The sequence below is a fragment of the Bacillus sp. NP247 genome (assembly GCF_018966865.1).
Lineage (GTDB): Bacteria > Bacillota > Bacilli > Bacillales > Bacillaceae_G > Bacillus_A.
Genome location: NZ_CP076653.1, coordinates 1,450,937 through 1,477,459 on the forward strand (window position 1 = coordinate 1,450,937; position 26,523 = coordinate 1,477,459).

The following is a 26,523-nucleotide window of genomic DNA, read 5'->3' on the forward strand; positions in this document are numbered from 1 at the left end:
ATTACTGGATAGCCTCTGCTGTCTGTTTGAAATGATGCGCTTGCGTAAGTAACTCTTTCGCATGCTCTGTCGTTAAATCTGTAATTTCAACACCAGAAATCATTCGAGCAATTTCTGTTACTTTTTCATCCGTACTTAACACGGTAACCGATGTAATCGTCCGATCATTCGCCACTTGTTTTCTAATAAATAAATGAGAGTCCGCCATTGAAGCTACTTGAGGTAAGTGCGTAATACAAAGTACTTGCGAGTTTACTGATACACGATAAATTTTTTCCGCAATAGCCTGTGCCACCCGACCACTCACACCCGTATCCACTTCATCAAAAATAACAGATGCAACACCTTGATGCTTAGAAAAAATGCTTTTTAAAGCTAAAATAATACGAGATAACTCTCCGCCAGAAGCGACCTTTGAAAGTGGCTTTAAAGGTTCACCCGGATTCGTTGAAATATAAAATTCCACATGATCGTAGCCATCCGCCGTAAGTTTTACCGGTGTTCCTTCCACGAGAGGTTCTTCTACATTTCCTACCCTCTTCATAATTCTCACTTCAAATTTCGTTTTTTCCATATATAGTTCTTTTAATTCTTGATGAATAGCGCTTGTAAGATGATCTGCAAGCTCATGACGCATAGTACTTAACAACGTTGCTTCTTTTACAATAACACTTTCTAATTTCGTTAACTGCTTTCTCGTCGTTTCAATATGTACGTCTTTATTTTCAATCGTAAAAATTTCTTGTTCAATTTTATCAGCATACGCTAAAATCTCTTCTACAGTATTTCCATACTTTCTCTTTAACATACGGATTTCATTCAAACGTGTTTCAATTTCATCTAGACGTTTCGGATCATATTCCATCATATCTAACTTTTCTCTAAGCTGGTATGCAACTTCTTCTAATAAGTAATAACTATTTGCAATAGAATCATGATTTTCTTGATACGCTTCATCTAAGTGCGTAATACTCTCCATTTGTCCCATTGCATTTCTTACGTGATCTAATCCCTGTCCGTCTCCACTTAACGAACGATACGCATCTCCTAATGCTTTATAAATCTTTTCAAAATTAGAGATTTTTAATCGTTCCTCAGTCAATTCATATTCTTCATCCATTTTTAAATCCGCCTTACGAATTTCTTCATGTTGGAATTGAATTAAATCTAGACGATGGGCCATTTGTTGTTCATTTTCACTCAAAGATTTCAGCTGTTTTTTTAACTTCTCATAGTCTGTATATACATTTTGATATATGTCCAATTGTTTAACAATGCGATTTCCATCAAAATGATCAAGCATAAACATATGACGCTCTTCATTCATTAAATCTTGTGTTTCATGCTGTCCATGAATATCAACTAGCGTTTTTCCAATCTCTTTTAATATGCTGAGTGTAACAAGTTTCCCATTTACACGACAGACACTTTTTCCGTTCGCAGCGATGTCACGCTTCAAAATAATCATGCCATCTTCTATTTCTATATCTAACTCTTCTGCCTTTGCGATACATGGATGCTTGTCATCCTCTACATAGAATAATCCTTCTATCTCAGCCTTTTCTGTTCCATATCGAACAAATTCTGCTGAACCACGGCCACCAACAAGCAAACTAATTGCATCAATAATAATAGATTTTCCAGCTCCTGTTTCACCACTTAAAACGGTTAAACCTTTTTGAAAAGAAATATTTAATGCCTCAATAATAGCAAAGTTTCTGATCGATAATTCCGATAACAATGCCCCATTCACCTCGTTATAAACTAATCCCCTATTAAGGGCTTTTCTCAGTATTCTTCATTCAAATAGTTATACTATATGTTTGTATGTATAAATTACTCTTCTAACCCGCTCCATTGTACCAAACATTCGTTTTACGGGTCAATCCACCTATTTTCTAACTTCATTCAAAAAAAAATAATGTATTGTATTTGAAAATCCGTATTTTTCGCCAATAAAAATATCTTGTTTACTTTCCACTTTACAGAGGAAAGTAAACAAGATTTTTCTGTTACAGCATATTTAAGAAACGATCAGAGACAACACCTGTATCTTCAGGTGTACGGCAAATAATTAAGCAAGTATCATCACCACAAATGGTTCCAACGATCTCATCCCACTCTAAATGATCAATAAGTGCCCCAAGTGAATGAGCGTTACCAGGCAATGTTTTTAGCACCAGCATATGTCCTGCCGTGTCTAATTTTACAAATGAATCCACTAGATTTCGTTTTAATTTTTGCAACGGATTAAATCGTTGATCTGCTGGCAAGCTATATTTATAGCGACCATCATGTAATGGTACCTTCACTAAGTGCAGTTCTTTAATATCGCGCGATACTGTTGCTTGCGTTACATTAAACCCCACATTACGTAAAATATCAACTAGTTCATCTTGTGTTTCAATTTCTTTGTTCGCAATAATTTCCCTGATTTTAATATGGCGCTGACCTTTATTCATACATTTGCACCTCACACTATCTCTTACCATAGTTTAAACATTGGTATACTTCATTTATTTATGTTAACGTATAATCCGCTACTTGTACACAATTGTTTTTACAATCATTATACAATTACAACAAAAAGAGGAACAACATATGTTATTCCCCTTTCCCTTTTTGTTTTAGAACATCATGCGCTTCTGTAACAACTTGCTCAATAGAAACCGGAGAATGATTTTCACCATTCTCACGCTCACCGTGCCACTTTAGATGAATTAAAAATTCAATATTTCCATCCCCGCCTGTAATTGGTGAGAATGTTAAACCTTCGACATTATAGCCTTCCTTAAGAGCAAAATCGACAATCATTTCCACGACAGCTTCATGTACTTTTCTATCACGAACAATGCCTTTTTTCCCGACTTGTTCTCGTCCAGCTTCAAACTGAGGTTTAATCAATGCAGCCACATCACCATTTGGCGTAAGCATTGTTTTTAAAACCGGCAATATAAGCCTTAATGATATAAATGAAACATCAATACTTGCAAACTGCGGTAAACCACGCTCTAAATCTGCCGGTGTCACGTAACGGAAATTCGTTCGTTCCATCACAACAACACGCTCATCTTGACGCAATTTCCACGCAAGTTGATTATATCCTACATCTAATGCGTAGGATAACTTCGCCCCATTTTGAAGCGCACAGTCTGTAAAACCACCAGTTGATGAACCAATATCTATCATAACTTTATCTTGTAAATCAAGTTTAAATGTTTCTAATGCCTTTTCAAGCTTATAACCACCACGGCTTACATACGGCATAACTTGCCCTTTCACCGTAATCTCCGTATCTTGCGAGATTTTCTCCCCTGGCTTATCGAGTCTCATTTCATTCGCATATACAAGACCTGCCATAACAGCACGTTTAGCCTTCTCACGCGTTTCTATAAGTCCTCGCTCTACTAATAATACATCTACTCTTTCTTTTTTTACGCTCATTTGTTACGCCCTTTTTTGTTTTGATGGAATCATTGTATGAATACGGTCTACAACAGCATCTGTCGTTAAACCAATTTCTTCTAACAGTTTTGTTACACTACCATGCTCTATGAAGCGATCAGGAATACCCATTCGTTCAATTAAAGCACTATGGTACCCGTTCTCAGAAGCAAATTCAACTACTCCCGTTCCAAAGCCACCGATTAAACAAGCCTCTTCAATCGTTAAAACCGGTATATTTTTCCCTAAAAGCTCATGTAAATATGCTTCGTCCATCGGCTTAATAAAGCGAGCATTCACTACTTTCACTGATACCCCAGCTTGTTCAAGACGCTCAGCTGCTTCCATTGCCATCGGGATTGTCGTACCAAACGTTAAAATTGCTGCTTGTGTGCCTTCTTTTAACGTTTCCCATGTACCGATTGGAATCGCCTTTAATTCTTCGTCCATTTGAACGCCAAGTCCATTGCCGCGTGCATAACGTAAAGCAATCGGTCCATCTTCATACTGCATCGCTGTATATACTAAATGTTGTCCTTCATTTTCATCTTTCGGCATCATAAGTACCATATTCGGCAAATGACGTAAAAACGAGATGTCAAATACACCTTGATGCGTTTCACCGTCTGCTCCAACTAATCCAGAACGATCTATTCCAATGAAAACATTTAAATTTTGGCGACAAATATCATGAACAACTTGGTCATATGCTCTTTGTAAAAACGTTGAATAAATTGCTAAGAATGGCTTCATTCCTTGCGTTGCCATACCAGCCGCCATTGTTGTAGCATGCTGCTCTGCAATACCTACATCAATCATACGATTCGGAAATTCTTTTTGGAATTTCTCAAGTTTTGATCCAACAGGCATTGCAGGCGTAATTGCAACGATACGTTCATCCGTTCTCGCTAGCTTAAGCACTGTTTCACTAACAACAGCACTCCATGCTGGTGCAACTTCCTTCGGTTTAACGAAGTCACCTGACTCAATTTTATACGGTCCTGTTCCATGCCAAGTTCCAATAACGTCACTCTCAGCTGGTTTATAACCTTTTCCTTTTTTCGTAATAACATGAACAAGTACTGGGCCTTTTGTTTTCTTTGCATATTGCAACGTTTCGAATAACTTTTCATAATCATGCCCATCGACCGGGCCTAAATATGTAAAGCCTAATTCTTCAAAAAAGACGCCTGATACTAGTAAATATTTTAGACTATCTTTTATTTTCTCTGCTGTCGCAGCAACTTTCCCGCCAACTGCTGGGATTTTCTTCAATATATACTCTAGTTCATCTTTTACCCAATGGTACTTCCCTGCGGTACGTAAACGACCAAGTACATTATGAAGTGCACCGACGTTTGGTGCAATTGACATTTCATTATCATTCAAAATAACAGTCATGTCCGTTTTTTCATGCCCAATATGGTTCAATGCCTCTAAAGCCATTCCGCCTGTTAATGCACCATCGCCAATGATTGGTATAACGTATTCGTCCGTTTTCTTTAAATCACGTGCTAGAGCCATTCCCATTGCAGCAGATAACGACGTCGAACTATGACCAGTTTCCCAAACATCATGCTCACTCTCGCAGCGTTTTGGAAAACCACATAGACCTTGGTATTGCCTTAACGTGCCGAATTCTTTCGCACGCCCTGTTAAGATTTTATGTACATAGGATTGATGTCCTACGTCCCATAAAAACTTATCTTTCGGACTATCAAATAATTTATGCAGAGCAATTGTGAGTTCTACTACACCTAAATTAGGTGCAATATGTCCACCTGTTTGAGAGAGCTCTTCAATTAAAAACTTACGAATATCCTCACTCAACCCCTCTAGTTCACTGATAGACATATCTTTCAAAAAACTAGGGTTTTGAATTTGCGTTAGATCCACATGGATCACTCACTTTCATTTCATAATCTGTCAACATGTCAAATATTATAAGAAACATTTACACAACACAAGAAATTATCTTTTCTATTCTTTTTATCTTATCCTGCTTTCAGAAAACACTTCCATTTTTTCACTTATCATATTATACATCATATTTCTTTACGCGATGAAAAAAATAGCCGCTAACACGAAGTGATAACGGCAATGTAATCTACATATATTTTTGCCAATAACAAGAAAAGAAAAACCTTTTCCTACATTTATATCATAAAATGATGAATGACTCAACAAATGAAAACGCTGTTATATTAGTTATTACGTTTTGCGATTAAATCACAAATAGATAGTAAATATTCATCTTGTAATTGTAAGGAGCTAATAGAATCTTTTGCTTTTGCAATTTTCTCCTCTAAAATAGATTTTGCTCTATCTACAGTAAATAACGTCGTATATGTGCTCTTTTCGTTGGAAGCATCACTACCAATCGGTTTTCCAATCGCTTCTTCTGTTCCTTCAACATCCAAAATATCATCTCGAATTTGGAAAGCTAGACCGATATATTTCGCAAATGCAAGTAACTTCTCTTCTTGCTCTTCTGTAGCATCAGAAAGTATCGCTCCTGCAAGTACAGCAAACTCAAGCAGTTTACCTGTCTTATGATTATGGATGTACTCTAATTCATTAATTGTAAGTCGTTTTCCTTCAGCTTCCATATCTGCCACTTGTCCAGCAACCATTCCTTCAGGTCCCGCTGCTTTCGCAAGCTCAAGTACAAGTCTTACTTTTTTTTCAGCAGAGATTTCTTTTTGCTCATATGCCATAATAACTTGAAAAGCATATGTCAACAAACCATCTCCCGCTAAAACTGCCATTGCTTCACCAAATACTTTATGATTTGTAGGCTTTCCTCGTCTTAGATCATCATCATCCATACAAGGTAAATCATCATGAATTAACGAATATGTATGAATCATTTCAAGGGCACAAGCTGCACCCACTCCAAGATTTCTTTCTTTCCCAAACGCTTGTAACGTTGCAAATAAAAGTAACGGGCGGAGACGTTTCCCACCCGCTTCCAAAGAATACGCCATCGCTTCACGAAGCACATTTGGACATTGTAATTCATTTGCATAGCTTACAAGCTTTTCTTCTACAAAAGTTTTACTCTCTTTCAAAAAAGCATCAAAAGCTATATGTGTCACTATGCTTCATCTCCTAAAGCAGTAAACGGTTTAAGCTCTCCATCTTCCCCAAGGATAACTGCCATTTGTTCTTGTACATCTTTCAATTTCTCATCACAAAGCTTAGATAATTCCATGCCTTCCTTAAAATAAGAAATCGCTTCCTCTAAAGGTACATCACCTTGTTCAAGCTTAGAAACGAGATGCTCAAGCTGCGAAATTGCTTCTTCAAAGCTTAACTTATTTTCCATTATTCAATTCACGCTCCTCTATGCTTGATACGCTACAATCTAGTATTCCATCTTGTAATTGAACCGAAACAGCATCTCCAAGGCTAACACCTTTCACGCTTTTTAATACTTGTTTCTCTTCATCGTATACAAGCCCATACCCTCTCATCATTACTTTAAGCGGGCTTAATACCTCAAGCTTTTGAGCCGCTCTCACAAATACGAACTCCTTCGTTTGAAGTAATGTTTGCATTTCACGTTGCAACTGCTTTTGCAACGTTTCAATTGCCGTTTTCGTTTGTATAATTTTTTGAGATGGGTGGTGCTTTTCTAAATAAAATGAAAGTTGCTTTAATTGATTTACTTTTTTATCTATATAACGCTCTTTCGCTAAAACAAGTTGTTCAAGAGCCCTGTCTAACTGCTCTTCTTTTTGCTCGTACACTTGCCTTGGATAACGGAACGCATAAGATTTTTGTAACACTTGCAATTTTTCTTCTTTTTTATGTACTCTCTCTCTCATTGCTCTTTGCAATCTCAGAGTTCTTTGTAATACCTTTTCTTGTAACTCTATAGTATTAGGTACCGCCAGCTCAGCTGCTGCAGTCGGTGTTGGCGCACGTAAATCCGCGACAAAATCTGCAATTGTAAAATCTGTTTCATGGCCTACAGCCGAAATAATCGGAATCTCACTTGTAAAAATTGCTCTTGCAACTACTTCCTCATTAAAGGCCCATAATTCTTCAATAGAGCCTCCACCACGTCCAACAATTAAAACATCAATATCTCCCATTTCATTCGCTGTACGAATTGCTTGTACAATCGAGGGAGCTGCTGACTCCCCTTGTACAAGTACAGGAAACACAATAACATTTCCAATTGGATAACGACGTTTAATTGTTGTTATAATATCGCGAATTGCTGCTCCTGTTGGCGACGTGATTACACCTATTGTTTTAGCATACGGAGGAATTATTTTTTTATAAACTTGAGAAAACAAGCCCTCTTCCTCTAAACGAACTTTTAATTGCTCATAAGCTAAATGCAAGTTTCCAATTCCGTCAGGCTGCATGTCTTGAATATAAATTTGATAAGAACCACTCGCCTCGTAAACAGAAATCTTTCCTTTTACAAGTACTTTCATTCCATTTTCCGGTCTGAATTTAATGTTACGATTATGACCCGCAAACATAACCGCTGCAATTCTTGCATTTTCATCTTTCAATGTAAAATACATATGACCACGACTATGATATTTAAAGTTGGAAATTTCTCCTTTTAACCAAACAGACTGTAAATGCGGATCATACTCTATTTTTGTTTTAATATAGCGTGTTAATGCTGTAACGGTTAAATATTGTTTCTCCATTTCTCTCTCCTCATAGCCGATTCAAATTATTGACAAACAACACCTGTACGCTTTGCAGACTCCACAGTGTTGTGAAGAAGCATTGTAATAGTCATTGGGCCGACTCCTTTTGGCACAGGCGTAATGTAACCTGCAACGTCTAATACATTGTCAAAATCAACATCACCACAAAGTTTACCTGTTTCTAAACGGTTAACACCAACATCAATTACAACCGCACCTTCTTTAATATAGTCAGCTGTTACCATTTTCGGTCGTCCAACGGCTACGATTAAAATATCAGCTAACTTCGATAATTCTTTTATATTTTGCGTCTTAGAATGACAATATGTGACAGTTGCATTTTCATTTAAAAACAGTTGTCCCACTGGTTTACCAACAATATTACTTCTTCCAATTACAACAACATGCTTTCCAGAAATATCAAGATTCGTTTCTTTTACTAATTCTAAAATGCCATGCGGTGTACATGGAAGGAATGTGTCTTGTCCCGTCATCATACGTCCTACGCTGATTGGGTGAAATCCATCTACATCCTTTTCCGGTGAAATTCTTTCAATGATAGCTTTTTCTTCAATATGTTTTGGTAAAGGTAATTGTACCAATATGCCGTTAATGCGGTCGTCTCCATTTAAGCGATCGATTTCAGCAAGCAAACGCTCCTCAGTAATCGTTTCAGGAAGTTCAATTAGCTCTGAATAGATTCCTACTTGCTCACAGCCTTTTTCTTTTCCTTTTACATAAGAACGAGATGCTGGATTTTCTCCAACTAAAATAACTGCTAATCCTGGTACAATCCCTTGCTCTTTTAACTTCACAACTTCTTCTTTTAATTGTGCTCGTTTTTTCTCCGCAACTTCATTTCCTTTGATGATTACTGCTACCATTTTAAGTTTCCCCCTTAAAGAAATTACAGTGTATCTTTTATATTAGATAAAACGCCGTTAATAAAACGACGAGATTCCTCATCCCCAAATGTTTTTGCGATTTCAATTGCTTCGTTAATTGTTACATTGTGCGGAATTTCTTCCATGTATTTCATCTCACACACAGCTACACGTAAAATACTGCGATCAACAATACTAATACGTTCCAACTTCCACTTTTTTAAATTTTGACGAATTGCTGCGTCAATCTCTTCTTTGTTGTCTACAAATCCTACAACAAGTGATTCTAGAAACTCATTTGTTTCTTCACCTTCATCTAGCGTATTTTCCACCGCTACTTTCGGTTCTAATTCTCCTGTAATATCCATTTGATATAATGCTTGCATTGCTCTTTCTCTAGCCGTCCTACGTTTCATTGTAACTCTCCTTTATACTTCAAGTCTTTCCTTATGCTTTGTTATATTATTATAATTTATAAGCCGTCAATTCACTTACTCTTGCAGTTTTCATTGATTTTCCAACCTTATAATACAATGATAATAACACAATTTATCGTTTCACACACGGGGTACAGGGCTGAAAAATAATAAAAAGATTAACTTCAAGTTCCATATCTTATCACAATGTACGTTTTTTGGAAAAATGAAACATTCCCTTTTATATTTCTTATTTTTTGAAATAGTATAATAATTAGAGGGTTTTAGTTTGCGAAGAAATGAAACGATAAAAAAGATGCCTATTTTACTAGGCACCTTTTTCACTCTTACACTGGTTCGATTTCTGTTTTTTGTGTTTCGAATGTTACGCCAACGATGTGAACGTTCACTTCTTTTGGCTCAAGTCCTGTCATTGTAAAGAGTGCTTGGCGAATATTGTCTTGAATTTTTTGTGCAACAACTGGAATTGCTACACCAAAATACATCACAACATAAAGGTCAACAATAATATCTTCGTTTGCTAATTCAACCTTTACACCTTTACCATGATTTTTCTTACCTAACTTCTCAACAACATCTGTAGCAAAATTACCACGCATTGCCGCTACACCTTCTACTTCAGCAGCTGCAATACCTGCAATCACTTCGATTACTTCTGGTGCAATTTCTACTTTTCCAAGAGTTGTATCTTGACCCATATCTAACATATGTTCAGCCATGAAAAAAACCTCCTTTAATGTATCACTGCGTCACAAGTTCATGCTCTTCCAAAAATTTCGTGTTAAACTCACCTTTTACAAAATCAGGATGATCTAGCAATTGCAAATGGAACGGGATTGTTGTATGTACGCCTTCAATGACAAACTCGCTGAGCGCTCGCTTCATTTTTGCAATTGCCTCTTCACGTGTTTTTCCGTGAACAATTAATTTAGCAACCATCGAATCATAGAAAGGTGGTATTGAATATCCCGGATATACAGCTGAATCGACGCGAATACCAAATCCGCCTGGTGGTAAGTACATTTCTACTTTACCTGGAGATGGCATAAATTTTTTGGCAGGGTTTTCCGCATTAATTCGACATTCCATTGCCCAACCATTAAATTGCACTTCTTCTTGCTGTAACGATAACTTTTCTCCAGAAGCAACAAGAATTTGTTCTTTAATTAAATCCATCCCTGTTACCATTTCAGTAACTGGATGTTCAACTTGGATTCTCGTATTCATCTCCATGAAATAAAAGCTTTTCGTTTTATATTCATAAATAAACTCAACCGTACCAGCACCTGTATAATCAACCGCTACCGCCGCTTTAACTGCTGCGTCACCCATTTGCTTGCGAATATTCTCATCAAGTGCAGGTGATGGACTTTCTTCTAATAGTTTTTGCAGACGGCGCTGAATTGTACAATCACGCTCTCCTAAATGAATGGCATTTCCATGTGTATCTGCCATTATTTGAATCTCAACATGGCGGAAATCTTCAACGTACTTCTCTAAGTATACACCAGGGTTCCCAAAAGCGGTACTGGCTTCTTGTTGTGTAATTTGAATTCCTTTTACAAGCTCTTCTTCATGGCGCGCAACACGAATACCTTTTCCGCCGCCACCTGCAGTCGCTTTAATGATAACTGGATATCCAATTTGATTAGCAAGCTCGATCGCTTCTTCGGTATTTTTAATAATCCCTTGTGAACCTGGTACAATTGGAACCCCTGCTTCTTTCATTGTATCACGTGCAACGTCTTTTGTGCCCATCTTTGAAATCGCTTCTGGACTTGGACCGATAAAAATTAAGTTACACTCACGGCATAATTCTGCAAAATCTGCATTCTCTGCCAAAAATCCATATCCCGGATGAATTGCATCACAACCTGTTAATTTCGCAACACTAATAATGTTCGTCAAATTTAAATAGCTTTCTTTTGAAATCGTTGGTCCAACACAATACGCTTCATCTGCAATTTGCACATGAAGTGACTCTTTGTCTGCTTCTGAATAAATTGCAACTGTTTCAATATCCATTTCTTTACAAGCACGAATAATTCGTACAGCAATTTCCCCACGATTGGCTATTAATACTTTTTTTATCATCACAAAGACTCCCTTATTACGCTTTTACAAGAAATAGCGGTTGTCCATACTCAACAAGCTGTCCGTTATTAACAAGAATTTCAACAATTTCGCCCTCTACATCTGCGTCAATTTCGTTAAATAATTTCATAGCTTCAACAATACATACGATAGAATCTTTCGATACTCTGTCCCCAACACTTACATATTGAGGTGTATCAGGCGAAGAAGAGGAATAAAATGTCCCTACCATCGGTGATGTGATTTTATGTAGGTTTTCATTTTGAACAGCTTCCTTCTCTTCTTGCTTTTGCACTTCTACTTGCGCTGCCGCTACTGTTGTTTCTACTTCAACAGATGCTGCTGGTTGTACTACCTGTTTCGTTAACGGTGCTTGCACAGCAACAACTTCATTACCACGTTTTTTCATTTTGATTGTTGTACCGTCTTTTTTGTATTCAAATTCATCAATATTAGAGCTATCAATTAATTTAATTAATTCACGAACTTCTTGAATTTTAAACATGTAAAATCCACTCCCATACTCTTGTTTGTCCCGTTTTTACAGATTGGCATCAAACTGATTTACTGTAAAAATACGATGTATTCTATTAGAAAATTTATTCCTATGACATTTACTAATAGAAATATTTACTATTCCCATCTTACGCTAAATTTTTTAAACATTCCAATTTATATTTCTTTATTATAAATCGAAACTCCTGTTAAAATATTATTCCACCAAAAATTTATTACCTAGTAATAATACCAAGTTTCACACAAAATTGGCAAGACCACTTCCAAAAAAACATTCTTTACTTTTTCAAAACTGTAAAGTGTAAAAACGTAATTCCCTCAGCATTCTTCATTTTATCTACGGTGAAAAAACATATTTTTACCAAATATTATTTTTTTGTTTACGTGCCGTTCATTCTTCCTTCATATAAGAATAGTATGTTCAAAGTGTAGAAAATTTATTGTAGTGAGGTGCGGACATATGATATGGCTCATCCTGTTCTTGCCTGCCGTAGTGATTTGGGCATTGGTCCTCTTCATCCACGTCAAATCTGGAAAAAGTAATCACCATCATCATGAACCATTAATCTTTTACTCACAGCGTATTTCCCCGTTTCCAATTAAAAATACGAAATACAACTGCAAAGATGAAATAGAAAAAAGCTATCGAAAACGATAGCTTTTTTCTATTATTCTTTTATCTAATTTGAAGCAAAAACACCCATTATAATTAATATGCACTTTATTTTACTGATGGATCAAATTTCACACCTACATCTTTTGATCCACCTTCACTTCTTACGAGCTGAATAATTTTATTCGCTTCTTTTTGTGAATGCTTTGCCGATTTAACCGTTACTTTAATGTCCGTTCCATCAGCTCTTACAAGAGCATCCTTATATCCACCTTGAGATTTAATCACTGTCTCAAGTAATTGTTGCTTCGTTTCCATTGTAGTGATTGCATCAAGATTATCTTTCGCTTTACTCTTTTCTTCTGCTGAAGATTTTGATGACTTCATTACATTTTGTAATTTTTCTTTATCTGCACTACGCTGATCTTCCATTTGCATACGTAAAGCTGTGAAATTCTCATCGCTTGATTGAACTGATACGTTAGCGTCCTTTTTACTTGTCTCTTTTTTATCATTCTCTTTTTTGTCTGTTTCTTTATTTGTAGTTTCCTTACTTGTACTTTCTTTTGTTGCCTCTTTATTTGTAGTTTCTTTCGTTGTTTCTTTTGTTACTGCTTTATCAGCACCTTGCTTTTCTTGTCCCATCTTTTCACCCGCTGTTGGTGCTGCAGTATTTTTATTCTCAGGAGTTGTTACGTAATAAACAGATAGTACAACCACCAAACTTAACATCGTTAATAGCCAAACCGTTTGTTTTTTCAACACTTTATTTCCTCCCTATCAATTTTTCGGTGATACTGAAACCCGATGAGCTGGTACATCTAATAATCGCGTCACAGCTTCTTTTACCATTGCTTTTATTTGTATATTATCCACTCCCTTTGCTACGACCAGAACACCTCGTACTTTCGGTTTCTCTGTTCGCAAAACAATTGGAGTTTCTTTATCACCTTCACGTATAATGACTGTCTTTTCATCAAGAGACTCGTCTTCTACTTCCCTTTTACCTCCTGCTTTATCAGTTTCACCTGTCGTTTGTGAACGTTTTACTGTATTTTTCTCGAGTATTTTTTCTTCAGATGAATCTAAGTTCACTTTAATAGTTACATCTTTTACTCCGGCTATCTCTTCTAAAGAAGCTTTCAATTCTTGTTCATACGCTTTTTCGTATTTTTCTACATTTGACATATTATCATTGTTTTTTTGACCGAAAGTTGGTACATCTTTATCTTGGCTTTGACTTGTCTTTTCTTTAAACACAGGCACTTCTTCTTTTTTAGGTGATAAGTAATTACTAGAAAACATAAGCGCAATCCCAAGTATGAGTAGGACAAGCAAAAACTTAGGTGTTACCTTTTTCCCCTTCTCATTACTTTCTTTTCCATCCCCATTTAATAGGTTTCGAAAAAATGAGAACCTCGAATTTTTATCTTTATTGTCCATTTACGCTACCTGTCCTCCCTTCCATCTGAACTTGGATTTGTTTATCCTCTAGTTGCCACCTGCTTGAAAAGAAATCTTTCATTTCTACATTCGTTTCTTCTATTTTTTTTGGAGGTTCTTTCATATTAATTTCAATTGGCTTTACTGTTTCGATTGCATCATTTTTACTACGTTCTTTTTCTTTCAACGTCACAACAACAGATTGAATATCTTTCGCTGACTTTACTTCTTCTGCATGTTCCACTGCGACTATTTGTATTTCAGAGACTGTCATACCATACTTTTTCTCAAACTCTTTTCCTACGTCTTTTTTCATTTTGGTAGCCATCTCTTCTAAACTATATGCACGTGTTAGAGCTTGTATTTCTTTTTTCTTCGAATCTATCGAATTTTTTACAGATCCATCTGCTACGTACTTTTCTTCATTGAAATTTGCGATAACTTCATTTACATCTGTTTGTAACAACTTAAATAGAGGCGTTAAAATTAGTACGACTAACAATAGACTTACAACGAATTTAACGTACTTTTGCAAATTTGAATTTGGAAGAATAAGATGAAGCATTGTCGCTAAGAGTAAAAAAACGATAATATTTCTAATCCACTCTGTAACAAATTGCACACTCTTCACCTCCTACCGCATCATGAGAGTAATGTTCCCGGCAGCAATAATAATTGTGATACTTAAAAAGAACATAAATGATACGATAGCTAAGCAAGCAAATACGTAAATGATACTTCGTCCAATGATATCTAAACATTGAATAATTGCTCCTCCGCCTACTGGTTGCAATACTGCTGCTGCGAATTTATAAATAAACGCGATACAAAAAATTTGAATCGCTGGGAAAGCGACAATTAAGCATAAAATAACGAGCCCGATAATTCCGACTGTGTTTTTTAATAATCCAGATGCACTAATAACAGTATCTGCTGCCTCAGTAAACATCCTTCCTACTACAGGAATGAAGTTTCCTGTTACAAATTTAGCCGTTTTCACAGCTATACCATCAGCAACGGCAGACGCTGTTCCCTGTACAGATAATACGCCTAAAAAGACCGTCAAAAAGATACCAATAATCCCTACACTAACGTTTTGCAAAAGCTTGGACAATTTCGTAACTTTATATTGATCACTCATCGTGCTTACAATACTTAATATAGTTGCAAGTAATAAAAGTGGTAGAACGATATAATTCATAAGAAGCCCACTCGTATTCATTAAGAAAATGATGATTGGATGAAAAAATGATACAGAAACAACACCGCCGCCTGTTGCTATGAGTGCAAGTAAAATTGGTAATAACGCTAGTATGAAATCTACCATTGTTTGTATCGTCTCTCTTGCATATGTCATGACGACATAAAAACTATTTAAAGCGAAAATAATAAGTACCATGTATACGACTGCATCAGCGATTTTACTCACGCTACTCTTTGAAAAAGCAGATTGCAACGATTGCAACAATGCACTGAAAATCGTTAGCATAATGAGCGTTCCAAGTAACTTTCCATTTGCAACAAGCTCGTGAAATAAATATTTTAGTAGACCTATCATCCACTCTTTTATGGAGAACTCTTTTTCTCCCTTTACAAACTCCATAAAGCTTCCTTTTTGACTCTCTGGTAAATAGCCTCCATACTTTGTAACAAGCCCGTCCCAAAATTGCTTCACATCTTCAATTCCGAGCTTATCCAATTGTTGATCAACGACGTTTGTTTCTATAGGAGAAGCTTGTACAACAATCGGTAAAGAAAAGAAAAGGAAGCAAGCAAATAATAGCTTAGCTCCAAACTTCCTCAACATTCACTCCCCCTTATCCCGTAGGTAAAAAACCGAGAATTGTTTCAATTACAACCGTCAAAATAGGAATTGCCATGACGAGAATTAAGATTTTCCCAGCTAATTCAATTTTCGAAGCGATTGCACCTTGACCAGCATCCTTTGTAATTTGCGCACCAAACTCAGCGATATAAGCAATCCCTATAATTTTCAACAACGTTTCTACATATACGTTGCTAACCTTCGCTTCACTCGCCACTCTCTCAATCATTTGTAAAATAGAATGAATTTGATCGATTAAGAGAAGAAACATCATGCTACCAATGAACACAATAAATAACGATGTAATACTAGACTTATGCTGATTTAAAACAGCAGCTAAAAATGTAGCAACGAGGCCTAATCCGACAATTTGTATAATTTCGATTCGAACCGCCTCCTTTACTGGAAGAGAAAGACACTTTTAATCTTGTCGAATAGAGTATTAATTAAAAATGCAACATGAAACAAAATAACGACAAAACCGACAAGGATAACCCAATTTGCAATATCCTCTCGCTTTAATTCTTTTAATACAGTATGAATGAAAGCTAAAACAATGCCGATTCCGGCGATTTGAAATATTAATCCAACATCAATGGACATCGCCTTTCTCCCCCCTATAGCAGTAAAATTACAATAAGTAGCCCTGCTAGTACCCCTAAACTCTTTATCATTTTTTCATATTGTAGTTGTAATGCTTTCGCTTCTCCTTCTTCTCTCTCCAAATGTGTAATACATAAGCGAATATGTTTTTGCTGTGATTCACGATCATGTTGTCCAAGTGTTTCACCAAATTGTTGCAGTATTTCATACTCGGTTTGTTTAAACGCCGTTAACGTCCAGTTCTCTTTTAAACTATCAATCCAAGCTTCTCTAACTGTTTGCTCCCCGCCCTCTAGCCGTTTCGAAAAGCTTTGAAATATCCAATTTAATGGCTTCGGCATTTGTTTGACTAAACGCTCTGCAGCCTCAGATAACGGCGTGTGTCCATACATAATTTCAGCTTCTAATGATTGCAACGCTGCCTTCAATAACCTAAGTTGCCGCGGTCTCTCGCTGTATCGTTTAGCGTATGAAAATCCGAAAAAGGTACTGACCGCAACTATTAATACCGCACCAAATATTTTTACCATACGCCTTGAGCCTTTCTATGCGGTAATACTGGCTTGCCATATTTATCTTTCACTTGCATAACCGTTCCTGGTCCTCTCGCCTTTGACAATTCCACAAACCTATCAAATACGCCAAGTTCCAGCACCGCCTGCAGCGATGGACGCTTCACAACATCATCATAAGAAAATCCGTGTGCACTTATAAAAAGCTGAACGCCTGCATGCACCGCCTCCATAATCGCTTCACTATCTTCTTTACGTCCAATTTCATCTACGATCAAAATATCTGGGCTCATAGAACGAATCATCATCATCATTCCTTCAGCTTTTGGGCAAGCGTCTAATACATCTACTCGCGTGCCAAAGTCATATTGCGGAATCCCCTTCACACAGCCGGCAATTTCTGATCGTTCATCAACAATCCCCACTTTACAAGAAGGAATTTCCGAAGCACTAACACCTTGACTCATGCAGCGTGCCACATCTCTTAATAATGTTGTTTTCCCCGTTTGTGGTGGGCCAATTACCATCGTGTTTAACCATCTTGATGCATAAAGGTATGGCAGAAGCGGCTCAGCAATCCCTATTTTTTGACGAGCAATACGAATATTAAACGAAGAGACATCCCGGATCATTTTCACCGCACTTTTTTCTGTAATGACTTTTCCCGCCAGGCCAATTCTATGTCCCCCTCGTAGTGTCACATATCCACGTTTCAATTCCTCTTCCATCGTATAAATCGAAAATTGACTCAATTTATTCAATAAGTAAATTGCATCTTCCGCTGTAGCAACATAGTCATAAAAAAACACTTCTCCATGTGCGATACACTCTAGTGGCCTTCCAATTCGAACGCGAATTTCCTCTAGAGAATCGTATTGCTTACAACCTTCAACTAACTGTTTCATCGTTTTCGGTAATACTTCTAATACTTCTTTCATAAGCTTCTCCCCACTATACTCGACTTACTATTTCAACAACGCGATAAAAATGCAGCCAATTCCAAGTGCTAGAAAAAAGAGTTTCAAGAAAGAAATCTCACTTGCTACACTCGCTATGCCAATTGTCATTGTTAAAATTAATACGGTTGGTCCAACAAACGCCAACATACCATTTATAAACAATGCTTTTTTCGCATCATTCACGTAAAGCATAAGCAAAGCGGCGAATATTTCCGCGCTACCTGAAAACAACCGAAGTAACCCCATAACAAGCACGGATGTTTCCATGGCCGCTAGCCACTGTTTCATTCTCCCACCTTCTCCCATAACAGTTACTAGTTCCTTATTCTGAAAAAGAATATATTTGTACAACCATATGCAGGGGTTGTCTATTTCAGAAGTAAAAACATAATTTTTCTCTATCAACTTTTTTGAAATCTGAATATTCATATTGCTTTATGGTATATTTAATAAAAAAGGAGCATAGACGATGAAGCAAGTTACTTTATTACCACTCAATTTACGATATACAAACGTTATTTTTGAGCTATCAAGCGATCCACATGTAAAAAATGCATTAGGGCTAAAAGTAGAATCAGCGGAAGATACAAAGACATTCATTCTTTTTGCAATGGAAGAGGAACGAAAAAATCACTCCCTATCAAGAGTGATTGTAAACGAAGAAAATGAAATAATCGGCCTCACGACACTTAAACATATTAATTACGAACAAAAGCACTCGCATATTGGGAGTTGGCTCGGCTATCACTATTGGGGAAGAGGATATAACGAAGCTGCTAAAAAAGAGATCTTTAAAATCGCTTTTTTAGACTTGCAACTTACATACGTATTCGCTGGTGCTAAAACGACTAACATTCGCTCTTTAAAAGCACAAGAGAAATTACCTTATATTTCATTACATGTGGAAAACAAGTTTCCAGACGTACATGCTGCTTTGGAGAAAGAAGTAGAATCACCTTGCGTACTGCATGTTGTATCATGCGAAAAATTTTCAAATTGGTTAGAAGTACAAAATGAGGGGGGAAAATATGAAGGGATTGAAAATTAGTTTAACAATTGTAGTAGAATTAGCTATTATTTATCTTTTTTCAAAAATGGTCGGCTGGTCATTTATGGAGAGCTTTTTCCTTGGCAGTCTAGCAATATTTGCAATTACGTGGTTAATTATTATGAGTACCTTTAGAAATAACAATATGGATCATGCAACGAATAAAACTTTTACCGGTGTTGAAACTGGTGAAATACGACCATTTCAAATTGTTTTGACTCCATATATTACGGGTACCCTTTCACTCGTCACAGTTAGTTTTGTTATAACCGCAATTTACTATCTTCCCTATTTCCTATAAAAGAAAAGCACTCGTGATAATCACGAGTGCTTTTCTACTATGCACGAGAAACGTATTTACCTTCACCAGTGTTGATGATAAGCATTTCGCCTTCGTTAATGAAGATTGGTACTTGTACAACAAGACCAGTTTCTAATTTAGCTGGTTTTGTTACGTTAGAAGCCGTGTCACCTTTAATACCAGGCTCTGTTTCTGCAACTTTTAATTCAACTGTGTTCGGAAGTTCAACACCAAGTACTTCATCTTGGTATGTCATAATAGATACTTCCATGTTTTCTTTTAAGAATTTAAGTTCGCGCTCGATTTGGTTTTCGCCAAGTTCGATTTGCTCATAAGTTCCGTTATCCATAAATACGTGAGACTCACCACTCGCGTATAAGTATTGCATACGACGGTTTTCGATGTGTGCTTTTTCTACTTTTTCACCTGCACGGAATGTTTTCTCTTGAACAGATCCTGTGCGAAGGTTACGTAGTTTAGAGCGAACGAATGCAGCACCTTTACCTGGCTTTACGTGTTGGAAATCCATTACTTGCCAAAGGGCATTGTCCACTGAAATTGTTAAACCTGTACGAAAATCGTTTACTGAAATCATGTAAAAAAATCCTCCTGTGTATTACAAAATAATAAGTTCTTTTGGTGATTTCGTTATTACTTCATTACCTTCACTTGTTACAATGATATCATCTTCAATACGTACCCCGCCAACACCTGGAATATAAATACCTGGTTCTACTGTTACAGCCATACCTGGTTCAAGTACTGTATCAGAACGGAACGCTAAACCTGGTGCTTCATGGATTTCAAGACCGATTCCATGACCAGTAGAGTGTCCGAAGTATTCACCATATCCTTTTTCCGTTATGTAATCACGCGTTAATGCATCAGCCTCACGACCCGTTAAACCAGCTTTAATACCGTTCACACCACATAGTTGCGCTTCTAAAACCATCTGATAAATTTCTTTTAATTTATCAGATGGTTCACCGACTGCAATCGTACGAGTAATATCAGAGCAATATCCTTTGTAATAAGCGCCGAAGTCTAATGTAACGAAATCTCCTTTTTCTATCACTTTTTCAGATGCCACGCCGTGCGGTAATGCCGAACGAAGACCTGAAGCAACGATAATATCAAACGAAGAAGATGTTGCTCCTTGTTTTCTCATGAAAAATTCAAGTTCATTTGACACTTCAATTTCAGATACTCCCGGGCGAATGAATGATAGAATATGCTCAAAGGCAGCATCTGCAATCTGTGCAGCTTCCTTTAATATCTTAATCTCTGAATCAGTCTTTATCAAGCGTAACTTTTCTACAAGCCCAGAAGTTGGGATGAATTCAGCTTCGATCGCTTCATTATGCGTTACGTAAGAACTATATGTAAGAGTATCTTGCTCAAAGCCTAGCTTTTGAATTCCAAGTTCTTTAACTTGTTTCGCAACTTCATCAAGAATTATTCCTGAATGCTGCACTATTTCGTATCCAACCGCTTGCTTACTAGCTTGCTCTACATAACGGAAATCTGTAATAAATAGAGCACGCTCTTTTGAAATTAGTACAACGCCAGCTGTTCCCGTGAAATTCGCCATGTATCTACGGCTATGTTCATTCGTTAATACGATACCGTCAATACCAGCCTCATCAAACGCACTTCTTAATCTCTCGATCTTTTCCATTACTTTATGCCTCCCTCAATTTCTCCATTAATGCAAATAACGCTAGCTTATAACCATAAAAACCAAATCCAACAATTTGTCCCGCACAAACAGCCGCTGTCACAGATTCATGACGAAACGACTCACGCCCGTGAATGTTAGAAATATGTACTTCAATAACTGGAATCGAAACACTTGCGATAGCATCCCGAATCGCGTAGCTATAATGCGTAAATGCACCCGGATTTAGAATGATTCCTTCATATATATCTTCAGCTTCATGAATGATGTCAATAAGAGCACCTTCATGATTCGATTGGAAACATTCTAATTCCACTCCCATTTTTTCTGCTTCTTGTTTCATATCTGTTTCCAGCGTCGCTAACGTTCCTTTTCCGTATACATTTACTTCCCTAACGCCAAGACGATTTAGGTTAGGACCGTTTACGAGGAGTAACTTTTTCATTTTCTTAAAACTCCTTAATATTAAAGAATGTCTATACGACATTTTAACATAGGAATCACTTATTTGAATAGTTCGTCTTCTCGATCCCTTCTCCTCTATTTGTATTATTCGATTCGAATGCTACAGAATACGAAATAAAAACACCATATAATATAAAGATACATACTGTTGTTACAATTGTTTCTTTCGGTAAATGGAGTGCACTTTTAATAACTGGTGCCATTAGCCCCATCCCCAAAAATAATAATGCCCACCAAAATAAACCGTACAGTACGCCAGGTAATACTCCTTCAAACTTTTTAAAAAGAGCTTTATAGAGAAATGCCACTAAAATTGAAAGAAGTCCCATACAAACGATACCTAGTACATTCCCCCAAACCCCTTCTTTCCAATCTCCAAATGCAAACGGTAAAAGTAAATAGTTAGGGCCAGCTTCTGTAAATGAGAATATATGAAGAAAATACCATATACCTCCCCAAAATAAGCCACCAAATAAACCAATTTGTACAAAATTTCTTATTGTTGATTGTTCTTGATTCACATTGACACCTCCGCTCCATAGTATGCCCGAAACTATTTTGAAGCATGTTTAAATCCTGCAAAATTTGTCTATAAAAAGAATAAGAAATGTCCGACTCTCGTAACATTTTCACTTGTCATCTACCTGTATTTGTCGATAAAATAAAGGAAACTCGGTGATTGTCTTATTTCAAGATGACAGAACCAAGTATGACAATTGCCTCTTTTTCTACATAAGAGAGAAACAAATACAGGTTGGTGTTAACATGGCAGAAGAGTCAAAACAAATATATGGCGGGCAGGCAGTCATAGAAGGAGTTATGTTTGGCGGTAGAGAATATACTGTTACAGCGGTTCGTCGTAAAGATAAATCGATTGAATTTTATCGTTTACCACGCGTTCGTAATAAAGCATTATCTCTACTAAAGAAAATTCCATTTTTACGAGGTATTGCCGCTATTGTGGATGCAAGTGCGAATGGAGCGAAACATTTAAACTTTGCTTCAGAACGATTTGATGTCCACCCAGAAGAAGATGAACAACTTGCAAATAAAAAAGAAGAACAATCAAAATTAACGATGGTATTAGGAGTTGCAGCAGTTGGCGTTTTATCGTTCATATTCGGTAAAGTAATTTTCACAGCAGTTCCTGCACTTTTAGCTGAATTAACGAGACCGATTTTCCCATCTCATACAGGGCAAATCATTGTCGAAAGTGTCATTAAGCTCATGCTATTATTGAGCTATATATACTTCATTTCTTTAACCCCACTTATTAAGCGGGTATTTCAGTACCACGGTGCGGAACATAAAGTAATCAATGCTTATGAGAATAATCTTCCACTGACTGTAGAAAATGTTCAAAAGCAAACTCGCCTCCATTATCGCTGTGGCAGTAGCTTTATTATATTTACGGTCATTATTGGAATGTTTGTCTATTTCCTCGTCCCTACAGATCCGCTTTGGGCAAGGGTAGTAAACCGAATTTTATTAATTCCGGTTGTTCTCGGTATTTCTTTTGAAGTATTACAATTTACCAATCGATTACGAGATGTCCCTGTTTTACGAGTACTTGGATATCCAGGATTATGGCTGCAACTATTAACAACGAAAGAACCAACAGATGATCAAGCGGAAGTTGCAATCGCATCGTTTGAAGAATTATTACGTTTAGAAAACAAACAATAATTATTTAAAAATGGTGTTCAACTCCTTTCCTCATCGTTAATATACTAATTTTAATATATGTTTTTAGGAGGTGTCCCTTATGAACGGTCGTTCGTTTACATTCGCTATATTTGTGCTTATTATCGGATTAGCAATATTCGGCCTTGTTTCATCTGTTATTACAGATCCAATGGGAGTATTAAGAAATATCGGGTACATGTTACTTGTTGTCGGTATCTTTTATTTGCTATACAAGATGTTTACAAATTCTAGTGGTTCTGCAAATTCGCAAAGCTCATATAAGCGCGCTGCAAAACAATCGAACCGCAAACACGGGAAACAAAACGTAGCACCCCTAAGCAATTCTTTCTTGAAACGAAATGCTTCTGATGACAAGGAAAAAAAGGGTCATTCTCCATCGTTGAAAAGAAAAAGAAAACAATCTCACCTAACTGTCATTGAAGGTAAGAAAAACAAAAAGAAAGACCGTGCTTCCTTTTAGGAAATACGGTCTTTTTTTATCCCGGTTGGTACAGGGCTAATAATCAGTGGAAAATGAGCCTCCCTACTGATTAAAGTTTCACTTCATATGTTGAAGCACTTCTTTCAAACTTTTTTCTTTCATACTTTCGATACGAAGGTTATGGTTTTCAAATTGTAAATTTCTTGTCACATCATTAGGTACGACGACACATTTTAATCCTGCTGCAACCGCTGCTTTCAATCCATTTAATGAATCTTCAAATACAACAGCTTCTGACAGTTCAATTCCTAATTCTTCTATCGCAACTTTATAAAGGGCTGGATCTGGTTTTACCTTCTCTACATCTTCTCTCGTTTTAATCACTTCAAAATAATCTCTAATTTGTAGCTCTTCTAAAAAACGAACGACCCACTCCCTAGATGAACTAGAGGCTAATGCGATTTTCAATCCAAGTTCTTTCGCTTCTTCTAAATATTCTTTTACCCCGTCACGCGCTTTTGGTATTTTCATTTTCTCTTTATGTAAAGTTGTTACTTTTTCCTTTAATGCATGCTCGTTAAATTTTTCTTTTAATTGCTCTTTTAAATATGCATAAAGCACTTCATCTGTCGTTCCAATACATTTTGCAAACTCCTCTAAAGGTAACTCGCCGCCGTATTCACGAACAGCATCTCTGAAAGAGTGAAACCATATTGTTTCTGTGTCCACAATTAATCCATCAAAATCAAAAATAATTGCTTTCATTATTCTCCCGTCCTTTTCGATTGAAATAAAAAAGGAAACGCCACACGTTCCCCTTAATTACTTTTCTCTTCATTTGCTTTTTGAACACCACGAAGTGTTTCTACTCGAACTTTATCTTGTTCAAAGTATTGTACTAAATCACCGATACGGTCAATTGATTCCCAACTTAAATGATGTTCAATTCCTTCTACATCATTATAAATTTTGCTTTCATCCACACCGATAATGCGCATAAACTGTTCTAACAATTCATGACGATATACGAGACGTTCTCCGATTTTTTTACCTTTTGATGTTAATACAAGCCCTCTATATTTTTCATAAATTAGATATTCGTCTTTGTCTAATTTTTGTACCATTTTTGTTACAGAGGATGGATGTACACTAAGCGCTTCAGCAATATCAGATACACGGGCATAACCCTTTTCATCAATCAACAAATAAATTTGTTCAATATAATCTTCCATACTAGGGGTAGGCATCGGTTTCCTCCATCCAATTTCATTTTGCTTATTCCGTACGAAGCAATCAATAAAATGATACACCAGAAAGAATAACGTGACAAGGTGGAAACGAGCCTAAATATATAAAACAAAAAAAGAATCCATATTCGCATACAGATTCCCCTTATGTAAAATATTGAATTTCTGCATCAGGAAAATACTCATGTATATAACTTCTTATTGTTGCCTCCAGCACTTCTGCATCATCCTTTTGATATACATATTTCCCAATACCGTATCGTCCCCATTTATATTTCCGCTTCTCTTCATCCATTTCAAGTTTCGTATTCGGATAACGCTCTTGAATAACTTTTTTGGCTGGTTTCGTAAAACGATGTTGAATTAATTCAAATGTTAAATTTGGTATTACCATATCCTTCAACTCATTGTACAAGCGCTCAAATAATTCACGGTATCCTTCTTCCCACCCTTCATGCATATACATTGGTGCAACAATAAAGCCAAGTGGATAATTAGCTCCTGCTACTTTACGTGCCGCCTCAATTCGTTTTTCAAACGATGATGTCCCCGGCTCAAAATTTTTAATCACATAACGTGAATTAATACTAAATCGAAAACGTGTTTTCCCATTATGCTTTGCATCTAATAAATGATCGACGTGTGAATATTTCGTAACGAAACGTAAACGTCCATATTCACTTTCTCCGATGAACTCTATCGCCCGCTTTAATGCATGTGTTAAATGATCAATTCCAACGATGTCCGATGTACACGCCGCTTCAAATCTTGTTATTTCAGGGGCCCTTTCATCCATATATTGCTTTGCCTTCTCAAATATTTCATCTAAATTCACATACACCCTTACGTAAGGTTTACTCCCAAGTGTCGTTTGCAAATAACAATAATGACAATGTCCCATACACCCTGTTGCAAGCGGGATTGCATATTCAGCTGACGGTTTTGACGTGTCAAACTTTAGCGTCTTCCTCACCCCAACGACAAGTGTCGCCTTTGCATTACGATACTTTTGCAAATCATTTTCGCCTGGTAAATTTCTAATTTGATTATGTGATGTCGTTTCACGAATTTCTAATCCCATCTTCGTGAATTTCTCATACAGCTCTTTTCCAAGCGGATATTCGAGTGCCCTCGGTTCAAAGTAAACGAGTTTTGGCATAAACGGTTTCATATACTTCCCTCCTCTCGTTAGTATGGGAAACAAAGAAAAATTAACACACATTAAAGTTTTCCACTTCAGTAACTTGCTTTACAAGTTACTGAATGTTATAATTTGGATAACAGCTACCTTGCAAGGCAAGTTACCTGGATAAAAGGTGGTGAAATCATGCACAGCCAAATGTTAAAAGGTGTACTAGAAGGTTGCATTCTATATATCATTTCACAAGAAGAAGTGTACGGATATGAACTAAGTACAAAATTAAATAAATACGGCTTTACATTCGTAAGTGAAGGAAGCATCTATCCTTTATTGTTACGCATGCAAAAAGAGAAACTTATTGAAGGTACATTAAAGGCTTCCTCTCTTGGACCGAAGCGAAAATATTATCACGTAACTGATAAAGGATTAGAACAGCTTGAAGAATTTAAAAAAAGCTGGGGAATGGTTTCAACGACGGTAAACAACTTATTACAAGGGGAGTGATA

34 protein-coding genes are annotated in these 26,523 nt (G+C 36.7%); 6 read left to right on the forward strand and 28 right to left on the reverse strand.

Going from position 1 to position 26,523, the window contains the following annotated elements:
* Nucleotide 1: 1 nt before the first annotated feature.
* The 12 genes from recN to accB all read right to left on the reverse strand — a co-directional run bounded on the left by recN (nt 2) and on the right by accB (nt 12,043).
* Entirely contained in the window at nt 2-1,741 is a 1,740-nt protein-coding gene (gene recN, locus KPL75_RS07565) for a DNA repair protein RecN (RefSeq protein WP_219920123.1), read from the reverse strand.
* Between the two features lie 271 nt (nt 1,742-2,012).
* Nucleotides 2,013-2,462 carry an arginine repressor ArgR gene (gene argR, locus KPL75_RS07570; protein WP_002015076.1) on the reverse strand — a complete coding sequence of 150 codons (450 nt, stop codon included), beginning with the start codon at nt 2,460-2,462 and terminating at the stop codon, nt 2,013-2,015.
* Nucleotides 2,463-2,604: 142 nt separating this feature from the next.
* Nucleotides 2,605-3,444, reverse strand: a complete 840-nt coding sequence (locus KPL75_RS07575) for a TlyA family RNA methyltransferase (RefSeq protein ID WP_219920125.1) — start codon at nt 3,442-3,444, stop codon at nt 2,605-2,607.
* A 3-nt stretch (nt 3,445-3,447) separates the two neighbouring features.
* Nucleotides 3,448-5,340 (reverse strand): 1-deoxy-D-xylulose-5-phosphate synthase, encoded by a 1,893-nt coding sequence (dxs, locus tag KPL75_RS07580; protein WP_219920127.1) that lies wholly within the window; start codon nt 5,338-5,340, stop codon nt 3,448-3,450.
* Nucleotides 5,341-5,648: 308 nt separating this feature from the next.
* Nucleotides 5,649-6,542 (reverse strand): (2E,6E)-farnesyl diphosphate synthase, encoded by an 894-nt coding sequence (ispA, locus tag KPL75_RS07585; protein ID WP_219920129.1) that lies wholly within the window; start codon nt 6,540-6,542, stop codon nt 5,649-5,651.
* The gene (xseB, locus tag KPL75_RS07590; protein WP_000428422.1) at nt 6,542-6,772 is read right to left on the reverse strand and encodes an exodeoxyribonuclease VII small subunit; all 231 of its coding nucleotides are present in this window, start codon (nt 6,770-6,772) and stop codon (nt 6,542-6,544) included. Before xseB ends, ispA begins: the two co-directional genes overlap by 1 nt.
* Nucleotides 6,762-8,120: an exodeoxyribonuclease VII large subunit gene (gene xseA, locus KPL75_RS07595; protein ID WP_219920131.1), complete on the reverse strand. Its 1,359-nt coding sequence runs from the start codon at nt 8,118-8,120 to the stop codon at nt 6,762-6,764. The genes xseB and xseA overlap by 11 nt, the downstream gene beginning before the upstream one ends.
* Nucleotides 8,121-8,146: 26 nt before the next feature.
* Nucleotides 8,147-9,007, reverse strand: a complete 861-nt coding sequence (folD, locus tag KPL75_RS07600) for a bifunctional methylenetetrahydrofolate dehydrogenase/methenyltetrahydrofolate cyclohydrolase FolD (protein ID WP_219920133.1) — start codon at nt 9,005-9,007, stop codon at nt 8,147-8,149.
* 23 nt (nt 9,008-9,030) lie between these two features.
* Nucleotides 9,031-9,423 carry a N utilization substance protein NusB gene (nusB, locus tag KPL75_RS07605; protein WP_002067080.1) on the reverse strand — a complete coding sequence of 131 codons (393 nt, stop codon included), beginning with the start codon at nt 9,421-9,423 and terminating at the stop codon, nt 9,031-9,033.
* Between the two features lie 347 nt (nt 9,424-9,770).
* Nucleotides 9,771-10,163 (reverse strand): Asp23/Gls24 family envelope stress response protein, encoded by a 393-nt coding sequence (locus KPL75_RS07610; protein ID WP_000807630.1) that lies wholly within the window; start codon nt 10,161-10,163, stop codon nt 9,771-9,773.
* A 22-nt stretch (nt 10,164-10,185) separates the two neighbouring features.
* The gene (gene accC / locus KPL75_RS07615; RefSeq protein ID WP_002122429.1) at nt 10,186-11,538 is read right to left on the reverse strand and encodes an acetyl-CoA carboxylase biotin carboxylase subunit; all 1,353 of its coding nucleotides are present in this window, start codon (nt 11,536-11,538) and stop codon (nt 10,186-10,188) included.
* A 16-nt stretch (nt 11,539-11,554) separates the two neighbouring features.
* The gene (gene accB / locus KPL75_RS07620; RefSeq protein ID WP_219920135.1) at nt 11,555-12,043 is read right to left on the reverse strand and encodes an acetyl-CoA carboxylase biotin carboxyl carrier protein; all 489 of its coding nucleotides are present in this window, start codon (nt 12,041-12,043) and stop codon (nt 11,555-11,557) included.
* A gap of 471 nt (nt 12,044-12,514) precedes the next feature.
* Here accB and KPL75_RS07625 point away from each other — a divergent pair, with 471 nt between their 5' ends.
* Nucleotides 12,515-12,712: a DNA recombination protein RecO gene (locus KPL75_RS07625; protein ID WP_219920137.1), complete on the forward strand. Its 198-nt coding sequence runs from the start codon at nt 12,515-12,517 to the stop codon at nt 12,710-12,712.
* 63 nt (nt 12,713-12,775) lie between these two features.
* On the opposite strand, the gene KPL75_RS07630 is transcribed toward KPL75_RS07625, so the two are convergent.
* From KPL75_RS07630 to KPL75_RS07670, 9 genes are read right to left on the reverse strand one after another with little or no spacing between them, the layout of a single operon-like run.
* Nucleotides 12,776-13,432 (reverse strand): SpoIIIAH-like family protein, encoded by a 657-nt coding sequence (locus tag KPL75_RS07630; protein ID WP_219920139.1) that lies wholly within the window; start codon nt 13,430-13,432, stop codon nt 12,776-12,778.
* A gap of 15 nt (nt 13,433-13,447) precedes the next feature.
* Entirely contained in the window at nt 13,448-14,110 is a 663-nt protein-coding gene (spoIIIAG, locus tag KPL75_RS07635; protein ID WP_002138287.1) for a stage III sporulation protein AG, read from the reverse strand.
* Nucleotides 14,100-14,732 carry a stage III sporulation protein AF gene (gene spoIIIAF / locus KPL75_RS07640; protein WP_002015059.1) on the reverse strand — a complete coding sequence of 211 codons (633 nt, stop codon included), beginning with the start codon at nt 14,730-14,732 and terminating at the stop codon, nt 14,100-14,102. The genes spoIIIAG and spoIIIAF overlap by 11 nt, the downstream gene beginning before the upstream one ends.
* Nucleotides 14,733-14,744: 12 nt before the next feature.
* On the reverse strand, nt 14,745-15,917 hold the full coding sequence (gene spoIIIAE / locus KPL75_RS07645; protein WP_002033983.1) for a stage III sporulation protein AE: 1,173 nt from the start codon (nt 15,915-15,917) through the stop codon (nt 14,745-14,747).
* 10 nt (nt 15,918-15,927) lie between these two features.
* Nucleotides 15,928-16,311 carry a stage III sporulation protein AD gene (gene spoIIIAD, locus KPL75_RS07650; RefSeq protein WP_078172833.1) on the reverse strand — a complete coding sequence of 128 codons (384 nt, stop codon included), beginning with the start codon at nt 16,309-16,311 and terminating at the stop codon, nt 15,928-15,930.
* A gap of 23 nt (nt 16,312-16,334) precedes the next feature.
* Nucleotides 16,335-16,538, reverse strand: a complete 204-nt coding sequence (gene spoIIIAC / locus KPL75_RS07655; protein ID WP_000020914.1) for a stage III sporulation protein AC — start codon at nt 16,536-16,538, stop codon at nt 16,335-16,337.
* A gap of 14 nt (nt 16,539-16,552) precedes the next feature.
* A complete protein-coding gene (gene spoIIIAB, locus KPL75_RS07660) occupies nt 16,553-17,068 on the reverse strand; it encodes a stage III sporulation protein SpoIIIAB (protein WP_002111763.1) in 516 nt (171 codons plus the stop codon).
* Nucleotides 17,062-17,988 carry a stage III sporulation protein AA gene (gene spoIIIAA, locus KPL75_RS07665; protein ID WP_071747087.1) on the reverse strand — a complete coding sequence of 309 codons (927 nt, stop codon included), beginning with the start codon at nt 17,986-17,988 and terminating at the stop codon, nt 17,062-17,064. The genes spoIIIAB and spoIIIAA overlap by 7 nt, the downstream gene beginning before the upstream one ends.
* Nucleotides 17,989-18,015: 27 nt before the next feature.
* Nucleotides 18,016-18,297 carry a YqhV family protein gene (locus KPL75_RS07670; protein WP_000816054.1) on the reverse strand — a complete coding sequence of 94 codons (282 nt, stop codon included), beginning with the start codon at nt 18,295-18,297 and terminating at the stop codon, nt 18,016-18,018.
* A gap of 181 nt (nt 18,298-18,478) precedes the next feature.
* Between KPL75_RS07670 and KPL75_RS07675 the strand changes: the two genes are divergently transcribed.
* Both KPL75_RS07675 and KPL75_RS07680 read left to right on the forward strand, forming a co-directional pair.
* A complete protein-coding gene (locus KPL75_RS07675; protein WP_219920140.1) occupies nt 18,479-19,057 on the forward strand; it encodes a GNAT family N-acetyltransferase in 579 nt (192 codons plus the stop codon).
* Entirely contained in the window at nt 19,038-19,358 is a 321-nt protein-coding gene (locus KPL75_RS07680; protein ID WP_219920141.1) for a hypothetical protein, read from the forward strand. Before KPL75_RS07675 ends, KPL75_RS07680 begins: the two co-directional genes overlap by 20 nt.
* 37 nt (nt 19,359-19,395) lie before the next feature.
* On the opposite strand, the gene efp is transcribed toward KPL75_RS07680, so the two are convergent.
* From efp to KPL75_RS07700, 4 genes are read right to left on the reverse strand one after another with little or no spacing between them, the layout of a single operon-like run.
* Nucleotides 19,396-19,953, reverse strand: a complete 558-nt coding sequence (gene efp, locus KPL75_RS07685) for an elongation factor P (protein WP_002111767.1) — start codon at nt 19,951-19,953, stop codon at nt 19,396-19,398.
* Between the two features lie 21 nt (nt 19,954-19,974).
* A complete protein-coding gene (gene pepQ, locus KPL75_RS07690; protein ID WP_219920143.1) occupies nt 19,975-21,036 on the reverse strand; it encodes a Xaa-Pro dipeptidase in 1,062 nt (353 codons plus the stop codon).
* Between the two features lie 4 nt (nt 21,037-21,040).
* Nucleotides 21,041-21,481, reverse strand: a complete 441-nt coding sequence (gene aroQ / locus KPL75_RS07695; RefSeq protein WP_219920145.1) for a type II 3-dehydroquinate dehydratase — start codon at nt 21,479-21,481, stop codon at nt 21,041-21,043.
* 55 nt (nt 21,482-21,536) lie between these two features.
* The gene (locus KPL75_RS07700; RefSeq protein ID WP_002111770.1) at nt 21,537-22,022 is read right to left on the reverse strand and encodes a YqhR family membrane protein; all 486 of its coding nucleotides are present in this window, start codon (nt 22,020-22,022) and stop codon (nt 21,537-21,539) included.
* A gap of 244 nt (nt 22,023-22,266) precedes the next feature.
* On the opposite strand from KPL75_RS07700, the gene KPL75_RS07705 reads away from it, so the two are divergent.
* Together KPL75_RS07705 and KPL75_RS07710 are read left to right on the forward strand one after the other, a co-directional pair.
* Complete coding sequence (locus KPL75_RS07705; protein WP_002015047.1) at nt 22,267-23,187, forward strand: DUF1385 domain-containing protein; 921 nt, start codon at nt 22,267-22,269, stop codon at nt 23,185-23,187.
* A gap of 79 nt (nt 23,188-23,266) precedes the next feature.
* Nucleotides 23,267-23,668, forward strand: a complete 402-nt coding sequence (locus KPL75_RS07710) for an SA1362 family protein (RefSeq protein WP_002145785.1) — start codon at nt 23,267-23,269, stop codon at nt 23,666-23,668.
* 78 nt (nt 23,669-23,746) lie between these two features.
* Here KPL75_RS07710 and KPL75_RS07715 read toward each other — a convergent pair whose 3' ends face one another.
* The 3 genes from KPL75_RS07715 to splB all read right to left on the reverse strand — a co-directional run bounded on the left by KPL75_RS07715 (nt 23,747) and on the right by splB (nt 26,047).
* Complete coding sequence (locus KPL75_RS07715) at nt 23,747-24,394, reverse strand: HAD family hydrolase (protein WP_219920147.1); 648 nt, start codon at nt 24,392-24,394, stop codon at nt 23,747-23,749.
* Nucleotides 24,395-24,447: 53 nt separating this feature from the next.
* Nucleotides 24,448-24,876, reverse strand: coding sequence for a transcriptional regulator MntR (mntR, locus tag KPL75_RS07720; RefSeq protein ID WP_071747095.1), 429 nt, complete (start codon nt 24,874-24,876; stop codon nt 24,448-24,450).
* Nucleotides 24,877-25,021: 145 nt separating this feature from the next.
* Nucleotides 25,022-26,047 (reverse strand): spore photoproduct lyase, encoded by a 1,026-nt coding sequence (splB, locus tag KPL75_RS07725; RefSeq protein ID WP_219920149.1) that lies wholly within the window; start codon nt 26,045-26,047, stop codon nt 25,022-25,024.
* A 156-nt stretch (nt 26,048-26,203) separates the two neighbouring features.
* Between splB and KPL75_RS07730 the strand changes: the two genes are divergently transcribed.
* On the forward strand, nt 26,204-26,521 hold the full coding sequence (locus tag KPL75_RS07730; protein ID WP_002160515.1) for a PadR family transcriptional regulator: 318 nt from the start codon (nt 26,204-26,206) through the stop codon (nt 26,519-26,521).
* Nucleotides 26,522-26,523: the final 2 nt, after the last annotated feature.

Excerpts from the sequence above, each read along its gene's own strand:
- argR (WP_002015076.1), bottom strand. The coding sequence starts at position 2,462 with ATGAATAAAGGTCAGCGCCATATTAAAATCAGGGAAATTATTGCGAAC.
- KPL75_RS07575 (WP_219920125.1), bottom strand. The coding sequence starts at position 3,444 with ATGAGCGTAAAAAAAGAAAGAGTAGATGTATTATTAGTAGAGCGAGGA.
- xseB (WP_000428422.1), bottom strand. The coding sequence starts at position 6,772 with ATGGAAAATAAGTTAAGCTTTGAAGAAGCAATTTCGCAGCTTGAGCAT.
- xseA (WP_219920131.1), bottom strand. The coding sequence starts at position 8,120 with ATGGAGAAACAATATTTAACCGTTACAGCATTAACACGCTATATTAAA.
- folD (WP_219920133.1), bottom strand. The coding sequence starts at position 9,007 with ATGGTAGCAGTAATCATCAAAGGAAATGAAGTTGCGGAGAAAAAACGA.
- nusB (WP_002067080.1), bottom strand. The coding sequence starts at position 9,423 with ATGAAACGTAGGACGGCTAGAGAAAGAGCAATGCAAGCATTATATCAA.
- KPL75_RS07610 (WP_000807630.1), bottom strand. The coding sequence starts at position 10,163 with ATGGCTGAACATATGTTAGATATGGGTCAAGATACAACTCTTGGAAAA.
- accC (WP_002122429.1), bottom strand. The coding sequence starts at position 11,538 with ATGATAAAAAAAGTATTAATAGCCAATCGTGGGGAAATTGCTGTACGA.
- accB (WP_219920135.1), bottom strand. The coding sequence starts at position 12,043 with ATGTTTAAAATTCAAGAAGTTCGTGAATTAATTAAATTAATTGATAGC.
- KPL75_RS07625 (WP_219920137.1), top strand. The coding sequence starts at position 12,515 with ATGATATGGCTCATCCTGTTCTTGCCTGCCGTAGTGATTTGGGCATTG.
- spoIIIAG (WP_002138287.1), bottom strand. The coding sequence starts at position 14,110 with ATGGACAATAAAGATAAAAATTCGAGGTTCTCATTTTTTCGAAACCTA.
- spoIIIAE (WP_002033983.1), bottom strand. The coding sequence starts at position 15,917 with ATGTTGAGGAAGTTTGGAGCTAAGCTATTATTTGCTTGCTTCCTTTTC.
- spoIIIAC (WP_000020914.1), bottom strand. The coding sequence starts at position 16,538 with ATGTCCATTGATGTTGGATTAATATTTCAAATCGCCGGAATCGGCATT.
- spoIIIAB (WP_002111763.1), bottom strand. The coding sequence starts at position 17,068 with ATGGTAAAAATATTTGGTGCGGTATTAATAGTTGCGGTCAGTACCTTT.
- spoIIIAA (WP_071747087.1), bottom strand. The coding sequence starts at position 17,988 with ATGAAAGAAGTATTAGAAGTATTACCGAAAACGATGAAACAGTTAGTT.
- KPL75_RS07670 (WP_000816054.1), bottom strand. The coding sequence starts at position 18,297 with ATGAAACAGTGGCTAGCGGCCATGGAAACATCCGTGCTTGTTATGGGG.
- KPL75_RS07675 (WP_219920140.1), top strand. The coding sequence starts at position 18,479 with ATGAAGCAAGTTACTTTATTACCACTCAATTTACGATATACAAACGTT.
- KPL75_RS07680 (WP_219920141.1), top strand. The coding sequence starts at position 19,038 with ATGAAGGGATTGAAAATTAGTTTAACAATTGTAGTAGAATTAGCTATT.
- efp (WP_002111767.1), bottom strand. The coding sequence starts at position 19,953 with ATGATTTCAGTAAACGATTTTCGTACAGGTTTAACAATTTCAGTGGAC.
- pepQ (WP_219920143.1), bottom strand. The coding sequence starts at position 21,036 with ATGGAAAAGATCGAGAGATTAAGAAGTGCGTTTGATGAGGCTGGTATT.
- aroQ (WP_219920145.1), bottom strand. The coding sequence starts at position 21,481 with ATGAAAAAGTTACTCCTCGTAAACGGTCCTAACCTAAATCGTCTTGGC.
- KPL75_RS07705 (WP_002015047.1), top strand. The coding sequence starts at position 22,267 with ATGGCAGAAGAGTCAAAACAAATATATGGCGGGCAGGCAGTCATAGAA.
- KPL75_RS07710 (WP_002145785.1), top strand. The coding sequence starts at position 23,267 with ATGAACGGTCGTTCGTTTACATTCGCTATATTTGTGCTTATTATCGGA.
- KPL75_RS07715 (WP_219920147.1), bottom strand. The coding sequence starts at position 24,394 with ATGAAAGCAATTATTTTTGATTTTGATGGATTAATTGTGGACACAGAA.
- mntR (WP_071747095.1), bottom strand. The coding sequence starts at position 24,876 with ATGCCTACCCCTAGTATGGAAGATTATATTGAACAAATTTATTTGTTG.
- splB (WP_219920149.1), bottom strand. The coding sequence starts at position 26,047 with ATGAAACCGTTTATGCCAAAACTCGTTTACTTTGAACCGAGGGCACTC.
- KPL75_RS07730 (WP_002160515.1), top strand. The coding sequence starts at position 26,204 with ATGCACAGCCAAATGTTAAAAGGTGTACTAGAAGGTTGCATTCTATAT.